The 14,378-nt window shown below is 46.0% G+C and carries 10 protein-coding genes and 1 pseudogene; 6 read left to right on the top strand and 5 right to left on the bottom strand.

Translation table 11 applies throughout. From position 1 onward, the window contains the following. Positions 1 to 7: 7 nt before the first annotated feature. Both ACJJIY_RS17575 and tnpA read left to right on the top strand, forming a co-directional pair. Positions 8 to 475, top strand: coding sequence for a type III secretion system chaperone (locus ACJJIY_RS17575; protein WP_444897028.1), 468 nt, complete (start codon positions 8 to 10; stop codon positions 473 to 475). Positions 476 to 1,336: 861 nt separating this feature from the next. Further along, positions 1,337 to 1,771: pseudogene (gene tnpA, locus ACJJIY_RS17570) on the top strand (IS200/IS605 family transposase). Between the two features lie 214 nt (positions 1,772 to 1,985). On the opposite strand, the gene ACJJIY_RS17565 reads toward tnpA, so the two are convergent. Together ACJJIY_RS17565 and ACJJIY_RS17560 are read right to left on the bottom strand one after the other, a co-directional pair. Beyond that, positions 1,986 to 3,995 carry an FG-GAP repeat protein gene (locus ACJJIY_RS17565; RefSeq protein ID WP_445358504.1) on the bottom strand — a complete coding sequence of 670 codons (2,010 nt, stop codon included), beginning with the start codon at positions 3,993 to 3,995 and terminating at the stop codon, positions 1,986 to 1,988. A gap of 1,181 nt (positions 3,996 to 5,176) precedes the next feature. Further along, complete coding sequence (locus tag ACJJIY_RS17560) at positions 5,177 to 6,193, bottom strand: IS630 family transposase (RefSeq protein ID WP_444897030.1); 1,017 nt, start codon at positions 6,191 to 6,193, stop codon at positions 5,177 to 5,179. A gap of 309 nt (positions 6,194 to 6,502) precedes the next feature. Between ACJJIY_RS17560 and msrA the strand changes: the two genes are divergently transcribed. The 3 genes from msrA (at position 6,503) to ACJJIY_RS17545 (ending at position 9,565) form a co-directional block, all read left to right on the top strand. Then, positions 6,503 to 7,042 (top strand): peptide-methionine (S)-S-oxide reductase MsrA, encoded by a 540-nt coding sequence (gene msrA / locus ACJJIY_RS17555; protein WP_444897031.1) that lies wholly within the window; start codon positions 6,503 to 6,505, stop codon positions 7,040 to 7,042. A 377-nt stretch (positions 7,043 to 7,419) separates the two neighbouring features. Continuing rightward, entirely contained in the window at positions 7,420 to 8,037 is a 618-nt protein-coding gene (locus ACJJIY_RS17550; RefSeq protein ID WP_445358503.1) for a YopT-type cysteine protease domain-containing protein, read from the top strand. 808 nt (positions 8,038 to 8,845) lie between these two features. Next, a complete protein-coding gene (locus ACJJIY_RS17545; RefSeq protein WP_444897033.1) occupies positions 8,846 to 9,565 on the top strand; it encodes a YopT-type cysteine protease domain-containing protein in 720 nt (239 codons plus the stop codon). 321 nt (positions 9,566 to 9,886) lie between these two features. Here ACJJIY_RS17545 and ACJJIY_RS17540 read toward each other — a convergent pair whose 3' ends face one another. Genes ACJJIY_RS17540 through ACJJIY_RS17530 form a run of 3 tightly spaced genes read right to left on the bottom strand, consistent with a single transcriptional unit; the run spans position 9,887 to position 13,107 of the window. Continuing rightward, positions 9,887 to 10,717 carry a sulfurtransferase gene (locus ACJJIY_RS17540; RefSeq protein WP_444897034.1) on the bottom strand — a complete coding sequence of 277 codons (831 nt, stop codon included), beginning with the start codon at positions 10,715 to 10,717 and terminating at the stop codon, positions 9,887 to 9,889. A 59-nt stretch (positions 10,718 to 10,776) separates the two neighbouring features. Continuing rightward, on the bottom strand, positions 10,777 to 12,429 hold the full coding sequence (locus ACJJIY_RS17535) for an alpha/beta fold hydrolase (RefSeq protein WP_445358502.1): 1,653 nt from the start codon (positions 12,427 to 12,429) through the stop codon (positions 10,777 to 10,779). A gap of 60 nt (positions 12,430 to 12,489) precedes the next feature. After that, positions 12,490 to 13,107: a trimeric intracellular cation channel family protein gene (locus ACJJIY_RS17530; protein WP_413662328.1), complete on the bottom strand. Its 618-nt coding sequence runs from the start codon at positions 13,105 to 13,107 to the stop codon at positions 12,490 to 12,492. Positions 13,108 to 13,394: 287 nt separating this feature from the next. Between ACJJIY_RS17530 and ACJJIY_RS17525 the strand changes: the two genes are divergently transcribed. Further along, positions 13,395 to 14,222, top strand: a complete 828-nt coding sequence (locus ACJJIY_RS17525; protein WP_445358501.1) for an EamA family transporter — start codon at positions 13,395 to 13,397, stop codon at positions 14,220 to 14,222. Positions 14,223 to 14,378 lie beyond the last annotated feature (156 nt).

Below are 14,378 nucleotides of genomic sequence, written 5' to 3'. Positions count from 1 at the left end.
ACTCACTGTGAATTTAGATTTTCAAAGACTGATCCAGGATTTATCAATTAACTTACAGCAACCATTAATGGAGCCGGTAGAAGATTCATGTCGTATTTCTTGGGATGATATTGATATGCATATCTATCACCATGAAGAGAACAGCCGAGAGTTTGTAGTTTTAACTCTAGATATATGTGGCATACCCCAAGGTCAGGAGTTGCATTTCTGTAACTTGATGCTTCAAGCAAACTACCTGTGGATAGGAACAGAGTATGCAACGCTATCAATCAATCCAGAGTCACAAAAGGTAGTACTTTGTGATAAAGAATATTTTGAAAATATTGAGGTGGGTTCATTAGTAAAAAGGGTTAATGAACTGTATCAGGCGGCTATGTATTGGTATGAATTGATTACATCAAAAAATAACTCAATAAGTTCAGGAGCATTATCAGGTAATCTCAGTGTTGATAATAAGCTCGGTATAAAAGTATAACTTTTTGTGCACCTTGTTTATGAGGTGCGCAAAATACTGCTGATTGGATGTTAATCAAGCTGTATATTGCATGATCAATAAATATCTTCAGATCGCTATACAATTGTCCTTTGCATAAAAAAGTTAAAATTAAAAGAATTTTTATGTTTTCGCTGTTGAAGTTCGAATAAATGACTATGGCGGTGCTTCGGATCATTATGCCGCTGAATGACAAACTAACAAAATTATGCCTCGATTTTCTCATATCTGAGATCATAGATGGCCCTGATAAATCTTACTGTTTAAATTTTGATTCAAAATTTAGCGTTTTATTTTATGAGTTACGAAATGAATATTTGCTAGTTAGTGTTAATCTGGAACTATCCATAGAGGGGTGCTCCTAACGAATGCTATGCGAAAGGGCTATGTATGGCCTGGGTTTGCAAAATCTATAATAGCTGACGTTGCAAAATATTTCGGTTTTCAGACCATTATCAAAAATAGCGTCTCCTATGAAGAATTTTATGAATTTACAAATTATCATTGTTCATTGTGTGAAAGTGTTTTGCCAAAGATTAACTCTAACGAAATTAAGGAAAATCAGCTATATAAATATATTGCACCTTAGTGTTATTTTTTCTAATTAATTTTTGTGCTGTTTCGGTTAATTATGTATTGGCTGAAGATCTACGGAGTGAACCATTTGAATTTTATGCTGAAGAGCAACCATTAACTGATGTACTAGCAGTAATTGCAACGCATTCTAATTAACAAATAGGTAAACCACCGCCTCAGGCGGTGAGACTAGACAAGGCTCCGCCGTTCCGGCGTGCAGAGTAAAATATGGCCTCCATGAACCGGCAAGTTCTTTAAGGAGGCCATATGCTAGATTGGCAGTGCCATGCTCACGTGAAACATTATTGCAGGTACCATGTGGCATTTGTGCCCAAGTATAGAAAGAATGCGTTATTTGGAGCATTGAGACATGAGATTGGAGCAATATTCCGAGACTTATGTCGTCAAAAAGGTATTGAGTTGGTCGAGGGGTACGCAATGAGGAATCACATTCATATGTTGTTAATGATTCCTCCAAGGTTAAGTGTTTCCAATACGGTTGGTTTTCTGAAAGGGAAATCTGCGATCCAGATATTTCGGAAGTACAGGCATGTGCAGAGAAATTTTACAGGAAGACACTTTTGGGCTCAGGGTTACTGAGTGAGCACAGTAGGTCTTGATGAGCAGATGATTCGAGAGTACATCAAGCATCAAGAGGTTGAAGAACGCCGGCAAGTGCAGATGCAACTGGCGGGGTTGTAAATAGCCCCCTCTGGGGGCTTTCACCATACCACCCGCTATGCGGGTGGTTGCTGATTTGAGGGCCGATCTTAAAAGCAAAGTTCTTACTAAATTCTTAGAATGCGATTTTCTTTGAAAGATACCAGACCTATAACCGAACTGCCTACGCAAGCGCCACTACCCCCCCCCAATCCAAGAAATAAGATGGGGGATTTTACTGGGCGTCAGGCTTCTATCAGTATATATAAACCGCACCGGATCCCTCAGCTTGGTTATTATCCTGATCACCATTAATACCAGTAGAGCTACTGCTTTCATTGGGAGCCCCAATAGCCAGGGTATCGCCATCTGCACTGAGGTTGACGGAAAAGCCAAAAGCATCATTTGCATCAGTATTGCCTGCTTTCAAATATGTTTTCTGCAACCAGGTCCCATCAACTAGAGCAAACATATAAGCTGCGCCAGCATTTTCGGCATTGTTATTGTTTTGGTCTCCCCCTACACCCTTAGCGATACTGCCCTCTCTGGGTGCTCCAACTACCAGAGTTCGACCGTCGGCAGTCAGGCTAACTGATTCACCAAAATTGTCAGAGGCATCTGAGTTGCTGGCCTTGAGATAGGCCTGCTGCGCCCACTGGCCATCTGCACGGGCAAAGACATAGGCAGCACCAGAGTCTTTGGCTGCATTATTGCTTAGATCGCCATCAGTGCCTATGGCATTGCTGTCTTCATTATTAGCACCAACGGCCAAGATGTTACCATTAGCACTTAGGTCAACTGACAAGCCAAACTCATCGTCATAATCAGAGTTGCTCGCTTTGATATACGCCTGTTGCGCCCAATTACCATCCGTACGGGAGAATACGTAGCAAGCGCCCGAGTAAAGGGCATCATCATTGCTTTGCTCGCCATTAATACCCACCGCTTTGCTATCCTCTCCGGTCGCGCCAACAGCCATAGTTGTACCATCCCCACTCAAGCTGACGGAAATTCCGAATTCATCCAGAAGACCGGTATTGCTAGCCTTAATATAAGCCTCCTGCACCCAGGTGTCATCTATATGGGAGAAAACATATACCGCTCCTGAATTCACAGTATTGCCGATTTCCTGACTCTCATTGTTATCCTCTATTTGCCAAGTTCCACTCTCGTCAGGGATGCCAAGTATAACAGTTGGATCTGTTTGATCGCCATTGATGCCAGTAGTGCTGCTATCTTCAAAAGGCGCACCTACAGCTAGAAGACGGCCGTCATCACTGAGGCTTAAAGAGCGTCCAAATAAGTCATAGGGGGATGTATTGCTAGCTTTGATATAAGCATTTTGTGTCCAGGCACCATCTAGACGTGTAAAAACATAGACCGCGCCGGATTGAGGGGCGTCAGTATTGGTTTGATCGCCATTGATACCCGTTGTGCCACTGTTCTCATAGAATGCACCAACGGCTAAAGTGTTGCCATCCCCGCTCAGATCTAAAACACCGAAAAGACCCCCTCCATTATTATTACTGGCTTTGATATAGGCCTCCTGTACCCAGGCGTTATCTACCTGTGTAAACACATAGACCGCACCTGCTGGGCTAGTTCCATCTGGGTTGACTCCATCATCGTTCTCCTGGTCGCCATTGATACCGGTCGCATCGCTTTCCTCTAAGGTAGCGCCTACTGCAAGGGTGTGGCCATCTGCGCTGAGGGCGATTGACACTCCGAAAACGTCCCTAATACCTGTATTACTTGCCTTGAAGTAGCCAATGCTCTCCACCAAGGTGTCGTTTACGCTAAGGGAGGTAGAATCAGTGCAAAGATCTTGCTCTCCCACCTTGTTACAAGCTTGCAGTATATATAGCGCATTTGTTCGGGCGTGCAGTGGGACTTGTACCTCAAGGGTCCCATTACCCTTGGGAATATCCTCGACTAAACGTGTGAAACCGGAAATTCCATCAGGATTTTCCAGCAGGTGGTAATGAGTAGCCCCTTCCGCATCGCTCCAATTAAAACGGAAAACCTTGATTGCCTCGAAGCTCAGGGTAAAACCCTGAACTGCTTCGGGGGCAGCAGGTGGGTCCTCAGCAGGTGGGTCTTCCGCAGGTGGGTCCTCAGCAGGTGGGTCTTCCGCAGGCGACCCCGCTATAGTGGTATCTTCACCGCCAGTAGCGCCATTATTACCCCCTCCGCCACTACAGCCTGCAAGGGTGAATAGGAGCATAGCTATAGCCATGGATTCAAAAAACGGGATAGTCACTTTCATTAACTCTTATAGGTTTCACAAGGTTCAAGTATTATTAGATTTCACCCATATCTCATCTTTAGTTTTTGGTCATTATTTTGTTGATTTCTAAAGATTTCGGGAATAGATGGCCCTAATGAGTCATCGGGAATATCTATTGCCGCGTAAAGGTAAAAAAGGCCCAGGAATGAGCTACAAGTGAGGAGTGAAACACTCAGGCATCGAAAGTCTACAGAAGCTTCAGAGAGGTGGATATAGTATGCTGGGGGCAGGATAAATAATCAGCAGGTTAATACAATAAAGCACAATACATCGTCAGAACAAAATCAAGCTATTAATTCAGGGGTGGCGAGATTATCTTATTCGCATAGAATAGTACAAATTTACTCCAAATGTTCCAAGCACCTAGTTGACTAAAAACTCAGACGAAGCTTCCCGGTCGACGCAATTTTGTCTCCAGTGGGAACTTTGAAAAAACGTACTTATCACAAGCGGTGGACTAATTACTCCCAGTGAGCGAAGCAAGAATGTAACCACTGTTAGTTTAAGCCTGAATTACTAGAAAACAGGGAAAAAGTAAGTAATTCTAGCTCGTACATGTGGCGTCCTCTATGCAATCGAAGTCATGCGTCGCTTTGCTGGGGTGGCACTGACAAAGCCTATCCCGGATAAAAAAATCATCTTTAAGTTTTGCTATTTGCTTGAGACACAATAATTTGCTCGTCAACTCTTCACGGCTATTCACAAGCAGATCATAGAAAATGGCGTATTACTGAAAAAAGGATGCATCGTAGATGCAACAACTATCAGTGAACTATCAGTGCGCGCAGTTCTACCAAAAATAAGAAAAGCTCATAATCCAGAGATCTACAAGATCAAGAAGGGTGGGCAATGGTATTTGATATGAAACTTATTATTGGTGTTGATGATGAGACCGGAATCGTACACGCCGTTGGCACTACATCGGCGTGGAAATGTGGGAAGATCGAAATATGGTCTGTAACATAACGTTGAAGCCGAGCAAGCTAAAAATCTCTTCCGGAGAAAATTTGATTTCGTATAATGGAAAGAAGTACAGGTTGGGACCAAGCTGGAGCAACCCTTTCGCTATATTAAGACCAGTTTAGCTACAATAAGGCACGATATCATAGGTTAGTAGAAGCACTGAATGCTTGTGCTGACAGGCAGGATTTTCGAGCTTATTACCTAGGCAGCAGCAAAGAATACAGACGACTCTTGAAAAAATGATTTACAAGTTTTCTATTTTTCTTGATGCTCTGCAAATCTGCATTTGCACGACTCAGTAGTGTCTCACCTTTTTTCAGCGGCTTCTTTGAGGTCCCTATATTTCTCATATGATTCCAGACCAACTCATCTGGATTTAGGTCTGGTGCATATGGCGGTAAGAACACCACTTCAAGCTTGCCATCCTGTGAATCGATATACTCCAATACCTTTTTCGATTTGTGTACTGGGTGCCCATCAACAATGAGAATCACTGGTCTTTTCGGACTTCTCTGGAAATTTTTGAAGCATTCTACGCACTTTTCTGCCGTGAACTTTTCACTATAAATATGACACCAGAAGCCAACTCTGTTCGATAAAGCTGAGATCGCATTGATTGACTGTCTTTGACCACTCGTTTTTACCACTGGAGTTTTTCTTTTTTCTCCCCATGTCCTTTGGAGTGGATCGTCTGATCTGATATTAGCCTCGTCCAGCCAAAATATTTCTGCCCCAGTTTTTTTCGCATAAGATTTAATCTTTGGGTAGACTTCCTTTACCCATTTATTCACCGTCTTCTCATCTCTATCGTAAGCTCTTCGTAGAGGCTTTTGTGGCGTCAGGCCCAGTGTGCCGACACCAGAAATACTAAGTTCAACCTTGAATCTCTCAAAAATCAAATCCGATACGATCTGACGTGTCCACAATCCGAAGTCAAAGCCATATTGCCTTGGATCGCTACCAATAATCCATCGCTTGACTTCCTTTTCTTCAATAGCTGATAGCTTTCTACCGCGTCCAGGTCTAATTTTTGGAGATAGCGCTTTAATACCTTTCTCCCGAGCAGTCCTTAACCATGGGAAAATAGTTCTGCTCCCCAGCCCTAAGCTACGACTAACCTCCGCCGCAGATTCTCCATCAAATACTCGCTGAACAGCAATTTTACGTATGAGGTGCTGCTTCTCAGTACTAAGTTTTCTGGCATCGTATTTCATGCAGTTTATATTGCCAGAGTGTACTGATTATTTCTGCCTGGCTAGTAAGTGCTCCCCCAAAAGAGTGAGCAGCTTGTTGCCTTCGGGTAAGCCTAAAATTGGCCTGTATTTGTGCTTGAAGTGCCTGTCGTATTTTTGGTGAAATGTAATCACAATCCGTAGAGATATTGTGAGATTATTTAAAGGCTCCCTCGGTTATCTGGGGCTCTTGGAGGCCGGTCCCCTCAACTTAACTTTAATTACTTTATGTCTAAAAGCGCCTAAAATCTAAAAATATTTATCCAATACCCAGTGGGACCCACTTTGTAAATGGCAACACCATTAAAGAGCCACTCCCCGAGCACCTGGAGGTCGCCATTTTTGGTATGGGGTGCTTCTGGCGCAGAGCATGGGTTCTGGGATACGGATGTTGTCTTTGCCACTGCCGTAGGCTACACCGATGGCGCCACTGAAAACCCGAACTACGATGAGGTCTGCACCGGTCGTACCGGGCATGCGGAGGTGGTAAAAGTAATCTTTGATCCGAAAAAGGTGGGCTATGTAGAGCTCCTGCGTATCTTCTGGGATCACCACGACCCAACCCAGGGGATGCGACAGGGTAACGATATCGGCTCCCAGTACCGTTCCTGTGTTTTCTGGCTGAATGAAGGCCAGAAACAGGAGGCGGAAGCAAGTAGGGCGGCTGTGCAGGAGGCGCTGGATGCTAAAGATCGCGGTCAATCACCACTGAGATCAGCATGGCCCAACCGTTCTACTATGCCGATGAATACCACCAGTGGTATATGGCTAAGAAAGAAGACGCTGTTTGCCCAATTCTTCGCAACCCAATGCACGACTAAACGTTGTTAGATTGCAGAAGCAGGCGGCGCGGTGAGTGCTGCCTGTTGTTGTGACGCTTAGCACAGTTAATTCCCCTCCACTTTTTTGTCTTTTTCCTGTCTTCTCTGAATTTGCTTCCCTGTATTTGGTTGTCGTTAAAATATGACCAAAATCTAAAAACTTGCGCCCAAATCATAAAGTCGGCGGTGGGGTTGGCGCGTAAAGTTCCAACTCCTGCGTCGGAGAAAAGAACCCTTGAGCCTCACTTTCACCTTGAGCAGAAATGGTTACGGTTAATAAGGGGGCCGTTACAGATTTCACTCTATCCGCGTAGTTATTCAGAGGCTCCTTAAGTACAGAGTCACAATAATTTTTTCGTAGGACCTTTTATGTACAGCGTTTACTCTATGGCGCGCCAGTTGGGTGGAGTATGTACTTGGGATTTTTCCCAATCATTTCCTGTGTTGAATATCCGACAGATTTCTGGCGGTGGAATCTGTTTGTCGCTGGTTTCACACTGGATTAAGTATCATGCTTATGACGACTCTTTAGTAAATCACTTGGGTGGCGTTTGGGATCAGCGAAGATTTATCCCTTTCAATATGGGGAAATACCAACGAATAGCGGCACAACAGCAAGCCTGGCAGCAAAGTGCCAACTGGGAAGCTTCTCATAGGGCATGGTTACTTTTAAATCGGTTGAGAGTGCTTTCTTCAGCTACCGGAAGATCAAACAGGGATTCCTTGCGACAGCGGCTTAAACAGATTAATGGAGCCTATGCGTTAATTGAAATGCGCTCTAGTCGAGACGAGAATCCGGGCGCTCATGCAGTAGCTGCTTGGGTTGGTGCCCAGTCATTTGGCGGGCAAAAGCAGGATGCTTGTTTCTTTGATCCGAACTTTGGGGAGTTTTGGTTTGAGGATAAAGAGGATTTTTACTTCTTCTTTCACTTGGTCAGTAATATGCATTATCGGGCGGAACATAAATTCGATTCATGGCAGATCGATAGGATATGGAAAAGCTAGCTCTATTCATAAATTGGTTCTGCTTAGTGTTGCAGGAAGTATTTCATCTCGTATAGAGTTTTGGGGTTTGCTTAAGATGGTTGGAGTTCTGGCCATCTTACTTTCCCCATACAAAACAACCCAATCTGCATGTATTTTCCTTTCCCTAAAGAAAGTCCAAAACCTAAAAAAATTTGCCCAATATCTAAAGCGCTACTTGATAGAGCCGACACAATATAGATCTAAAGAGAGAGCTATTCTTTTGGCTTTTAGGGATGAATTACCCTTTAAGTTGGAGGTTGAGAGGGTGGAAAATTGTCCGGTAAGGGGTAAGTGTGGTTTAAAGCCATGGAGGCGCAATTCTTTCCATATAACCAAATTCATTATTTCAGGTTTGGCATATTTAACTTTTACTGTTTTAACAGTGCGCTGGATATAGTGGGCGTTAAGTCTGGGAAAGGGAGTGTTAGAGAAGTAAATTTTGCTGATATTGGAATTACTTAGATCCTGTGCGGGTATTGGGCTGTGAGTAGTTGCTTGTCATAATTGGTTATAAAGAGATATTAAAAGTACAAAATTGGTGATGTTGATCAATTTGGCAATGTTCATTTGAGTCAATGGGTAAAGGATTGATTGACCTATTTTATTGTTGTTGGGTTGGCGTAAATATAAGAGTGTGTCAATCTGCGCACCCCATTTTCTAAGAGAGTTATCAGTCCTTGTAGGTAAAAGCCTCTGGCTAGGTGCGGATCAGTATTTATTGTAGGTTTTTGTTCGAATTAAAATAGATGATTTTTGGATTTTAATTGTCTGTTGGGAGGTTGCTTGTATGCGTGTTAGTACAATTGCCGAGCGTCATCGAGGGCAAAAAATTTGGGGTTTTTCCCAGAGTTCGCTAAGAGTTTGGGTGCACTATGCAGGATTTAGCACGTTTGGCATTTGTGGAGCCTTAACTGCACATTGGATACATTGTAGGGCTTCTGAAGGGGTATCTCTATCAAGCAAATTGGGCTTGTATGAAAAGTGGAAAGTTGGAGCAGGTCCATTTACATTCACTCGACTTCGCTCTCTAAATATTCGTGAATTAAGAAGTGTTGCCAAGTCTCAGTGGGGGTGGGCACATGATAAAGATAATTCTTATATGAATAATGTAGGGGCGTGGCTGAGAGAGCGTGGAGTATATCCAGTACCTGGGCTTGGAGAAGATTCGAGTATTCAAATAGTTAATCCTGGAGCTCAGCCTTTATCAATGACCGATTTTTTAATAGCATCATTAGATCAATTAAACGATCATTACGTAATAATTACTGTGTCAGGTAAAGTCTTTGGGCACTTTTCGGCGGCCCATGCTGTTTCTCTCTATATTGGACCCGCTGGGATGGCTCAACAGTGCACTTTTTTTGACCCTAACCATGGAGAGTACTGTTTTAATAACAAGCAGGATTTTTTTAATTTCTTCCGTGAATATTATCGGCGGAAGATTCTGTCGAATGGATTTGGTTCCCTAGGTCTTTCAGATCGTTGGCGTACCCATGTTTACACCTTATAAAGTGCAGAGCGGCGGGGTGTTATGAGGAGGCTTCCTCTAACATGTTATGCGGTAAAGAGGTGCTGGTGGATATCGGTTTAACTAATTTTATAATCTTTATGTGTAAAAATCGTTGCGAATTCTCTGGTGCCCGACTGAATAAGCATCAAATAGCCCAATTACCGCCCATGCAGGAGTGTTCTGATTTGGAGATGGGGGATTCGCTGGGCATATAAGCAATAGTAAAAATTGTAACTGGCTTATTAGCTTTATTTTATATCTACAGTTCGCATGAGCCTTCTCGCACTGCTGTATTTAAGTTCCATGACTCCTATTTTATCTTCACTGATGCGAACACCAATCACTCCAACTCCCTGGATAGAGTAGTGAGTCGTGGCGACCAGCTAAATATTGTGCATAGAAATTAACGCAGGCAGTAACTCCGGAGCCGCAGTAATTGAGAAGTGGTTTGCCGTCCGCCAAGTTGCCGAATTGCTCTTTGAGTTCGGGAATAGATTTCACTTTGCCATTGTTTTTGTCAGTAATGTTTTGCCAGGGCTGGTTGATGGCGGTGGGTATATGTCCGGCAATCGGGTCGATAGGCTCTTCAATTCCTTCAAAGCGCTGACTGTCCCGGGCGTCTACTAACTGCCAGGGTGCTTTACCCAGGTTTTGTTTGATGGTCTCGTAATGAACCAAGAGATTTTCTTTTGGTTGTGCACTGAAGTTTCCTTGCCTGGATCGAGTGGGCTCGCTTGTGTCCAATGTTTCCCCTGCATCGAGCCAGGCTTTTAGACCGCCATTCAGAATGCCAATTTTCTTGTGGCCAAAGAAGAAAAACAGGAACCAGGCACGGGCGGCAAAACCCAGGCGGGTGTCGTCGTAGACGATTACCTGTGTGTCACTATCGACTCCCAGATTGCGAGCGTAGTCCTGGAACTGTGCAGCGCTCGGCATTGGGTGGCGGCCGCCGTAGCGTTGCACAGGGGCAGAGAGGTCACGGTGCAGGCAGGCGTAATGGGCATCGGGAATATGGCCAGCCCGATAGTCCCGCTCACCACTATCGTGATCCGCCAGGCTATAGCGGCAGTCCAATATTACGGGTTCGCCGGTCTTTTTCAGCTCTACCAAATCCGCAACTTCAATCAGGGCAGGGTTGTTGTTGCTCTCCATCGGCCTTTCCTCAATCCTTGATACCGCTTTTGTCGTGTAACTTCAGCTGTTGTTTTTGGTTATTGGCCGCTTTCCGGGGCAGGGACCTCAGCTGCTTGGGGTTCAACGGCCTGTTGTTCGGCTTCTTGCTGGGACTCAGGTTCTTCTTCGGTGGAAATCTGGTCTGCCAGCTCCGCTTTGCGGCAAGTCATGGTGGTTTCGGTTTGATCTTCGGCAGGGTTGTCGAGAAAGCGCGCTACTGCCCGCTCCGCGCAGTTGCTTGCGGAAATAATATCGTGAGCCAGGTTGGGAAATAGCAGCCATTGGTGATTCGGTAGCTCTTTGCGTGCGATATCGACATCATCTGCAGCTAGTACCGGATCCAGGCCGCCGTGTAACACTATCACTGGAACTGGGGTGGAGATGGCTTCTGACTCAGTGAGTGGAGCAGAGGGGATTGCCCAGATGCGACACTGTAGCTGCAACAAATTCAAATCTGATCGTACGGCCCCGCCGAGAATGCCGGTGTCTGCAGCGTTGGCCCTGGCCTGATCAAAATCGACAAAGGGAGCCTCTTCATAGCAGAAGTGGCTAACGCCGGCTGCATCCCCAAAGTAGGGGTCCAGTACGATCTCCATAAAGTGTGCGATGGCATCCTGGGCCGGCTGTAGCCCTTCATCGCCCTCATTTTCCAGGCCCTCGATCATCTTGGGCAGTTCACTGTAGAAGTTTTCGTTATACAGGGCCTGGAATAGAACTCTCAGCAAGCGCTGTCCAGTAAGCACAAAGGGATAGCTTTGTTTTGAGTAGCGGTGCTTGATCGGAATGGTGCGCGGCTCTTCGTCTAAGGTCTGGATCAGGTTTTCCAGCCTGCGGCGTAAATTGGGATAGCGACTGTTACATTTCTCGTCTTCGATACAATGCTTCAGGCCGCGCTCGTAGGCTGCCAGGGAGTCCTGTGGGAGCTGCTGCGTGTAGACAATATTGGGGAAGACCGCACTGTTAAGCACCAGGGTGCGCACTGATTCCGGGAAGTCGCGGGCCACAGTCAGGGCGTAGCGGGAGGAGTAGGACACCCCGTAGAGATCGAATTTATCAAGTTTGAGGGTTTTTCTCAGCTCTTCTACATCCCTGGCGATCACAGAACTGTTGTACTGGGCCAAGTCGGCACCTTTGCTCAGGCGACTGTAACAGCGCTCCATACTGAAAGAGAAAACACGGGCCTCTTCTTCCGGAGACAGGTTGCGCCGGAAGGCGGTATCGGCATCTTCGATAAACTCGCTGCAAGTGAGGCGCGGCTGGGCCATACCGGTGCCCCTGGGATCTATAACAAAGAGATCCCGGCCGTCTTCTACTGTCATGGCGGCATAGTTAAGCCACAACCAATCGCTGGCGTTCTCGGGCTCTAACCCCATGCTGGCTCCGGGGCCTCCGGCGCCTAGGTGGAGTAGGGGGATTTTCTTGGGATCGGGGTTTGTGGCGCGGAAGCGCACTACCGGGAAGCGGATTTTGCGCTTTTCTGGGTGGGCATAATTTTCCGGCACCTCCATCATGAAACACTGGGTGAAAGGCCAGGTTTCATCGGTTTTGAACCAGCAGGGCTTTGCTACCAGGCGAGCGTATTGTTTTTGCGGGGATTGACCGGTTTGGGCAGAGTCTGTCGAGCGCTCACAGGCTCCAATCACCATGGAAAAGAGAATGATGAGGAGTATGCGCAATCGGGCTTTTTGCACTTAGATTATTCCTGTGACTGCTATTAAGTAGTGGTTTATGGTTCCAGGCCTGTGAGCGGGTCAGTGCTTGCCGAAGCGTGCCACTGGCGCGGAGATATTCCAGCGCAATGCCGCGAGGCGAATCGCTAAGGTCACAAATACAGCAATAGCCACCACCAGCTCATGGGGTAGCCACCCTACATTGTCCAATGCAACGAGTATGGCTGTCCCAGTAAGGGCAGCGGTGGCATAGATCTCTCGCCGGAGTAAAAGTGGAATGTCACCGGACAGCACATCCCGAATCACCCCGCCAAAAGTACCGGTCATTACGCCGAGCACGATTGCGATGGTCGCGGAATAGCCCAGTTCAAGTACTTTCTGGGTTCCGAGCACCACAAAAACGGCGAGTCCAATGGCATCTGCCACCATTAGCAGGCGCATAGGGACCTTTAGATAGCGTATCAGGTAAAAGCTTACTACACCGGTAATTGAGGCGATCCACAGGTAATAGGTGTGCTCAAGCCAGAATACAGGGACGTTGAGAATAATGTCCCGGGCGGTGCCGCCGCCAATAGAGGTGACGCAGGCGAGTACCACGGCACCAAATAAATCCATCTGTTTGTGGCCGGCGGCGAGTACGCCGCTGAAGGCAAAGACCGCGATACCGATCAATTCAAACCAGTGCAGCAGCTCATCCATATCATCGTTACATCCAGAGATTGGCGGGCAGGGGAGAATAGCACTTCTGTCTACGCAAAGGGAATTGAGCAACGATCTACTGGTGAGAAGTGTGAGGCGCCGCAATAGATCGGTACCAGGGAGCTATTGAAACAATGACAAAGGGCCCATTAGGCGCAGAAGAGTAATGGAGGCTGCTACCCTTTGGTTACGTCCATTGTTCACTGGCTGTAGAGATGCCGTATAGAAGCATACTGTTGGCTTTGCTGGCAGTCTCAATTTTTGGACTGAATTACCCGATAACCAAGGTGGCGCTGGCCGACTTCCCGCCAATGTTATTGGCTTCGGTTCGCTTCACCCTCGTCGCTGTTCCTCTGGTTTTCTTTTGTCCATTCCCCAAGACCTCGATCCTCAATGTTGTTGCGCTCGGCTTCTTCTTAGAGTTTCTCTCTCTGGGGTTGATGTACTACGCCATGAAGGCCGATATTCAAGCGGGTGTAGCGTCACTGCTTATGCAGTCGCAGGTGCCATTCACCCTATTGTTATTCGCAATGCTGTTTGGCGATAAGATAAATATGCAGCAGTGCTTGGGTTTGGTAATAGCGGCTGTAGGGTTCTCTGTATTCTTCTACTATGCCGATAAAGGTGGGTCGACAACGATAGTGGGATTTATCCTTATTATGGGGGCGGGGCTGTCTTGGGCGATAGCGAATATCGTATTCCGCAGGATGCCAGGAGTTAACTTACTTCATTTAATGGTTTGGGCTTCATTGGTGCCGCCAGTACCTCTTTTAGTCTTGTCGATATTTTATGAGAGCCATACCCCCTGGGTTTTCTTTTTTCAAGCGCATACGGCCAGTTGGTTTTCAATTATTTACCAAGTGTGCATGGTGACATTGGTTGGTTATATTTTATGGGGTGATTTAATTCGTCGCTATTCCTCTGCCTGTGTTTCACCATTCGGGTTGCTGGTTCCTATTGTGGGAATAATCGGTTCATCAATTATCCTTGGTGAATATCTTACATTTATCGAGTGGGTAGCGACTTTTGTCGTGTTGCTGGGTATTGCTCTTTGTGTAGTGAAATTAAACGATCGAAATCCGGGGCAGGAGATTGTTGATGTGGAGGGAAGTTAGGGGAGGGGTAATAATTTTATTCGGCTTGCTGGGCTCTCTGTTTGGGCTTTCCATGGTTCCCAAAACTTCCTTTTTATACCTTTATTGAGAGTTTAATAATTGCTGAGGGCTGTCTTTACTTATTTCGCGGTTCGATGATGCGTAAATGGTCACAGT

Source organism: Microbulbifer maximicatervae (SeqCode) (assembly GCF_052468155.1).
The sequence above is the reverse complement of the archived record's forward strand: the minus strand, read 5'-3'. Positions and strand labels throughout refer to the sequence as shown.

Coding starts and splice junctions, on each gene's coding strand:
- ACJJIY_RS17565 (WP_445358504.1), bottom strand. CDS start 3,995: ATGAAAGTGACTATCCCGTTTTTTGAATCCATGGCTATAGCTATGCTC.
- ACJJIY_RS17560 (WP_444897030.1), bottom strand. CDS start 6,193: ATGAAATACGATGCCAGAAAACTTAGTACTGAGAAGCAGCACCTCATA.
- msrA (WP_444897031.1), top strand. CDS start 6,503: ATGGCAACACCATTAAAGAGCCACTCCCCGAGCACCTGGAGGTCGCCA.
- ACJJIY_RS17550 (WP_445358503.1), top strand. CDS start 7,420: ATGGCGCGCCAGTTGGGTGGAGTATGTACTTGGGATTTTTCCCAATCA.
- ACJJIY_RS17545 (WP_444897033.1), top strand. CDS start 8,846: ATGCGTGTTAGTACAATTGCCGAGCGTCATCGAGGGCAAAAAATTTGG.
- ACJJIY_RS17540 (WP_444897034.1), bottom strand. CDS start 10,717: ATGGAGAGCAACAACAACCCTGCCCTGATTGAAGTTGCGGATTTGGTA.
- ACJJIY_RS17530 (WP_413662328.1), bottom strand. CDS start 13,107: ATGGATGAGCTGCTGCACTGGTTTGAATTGATCGGTATCGCGGTCTTT.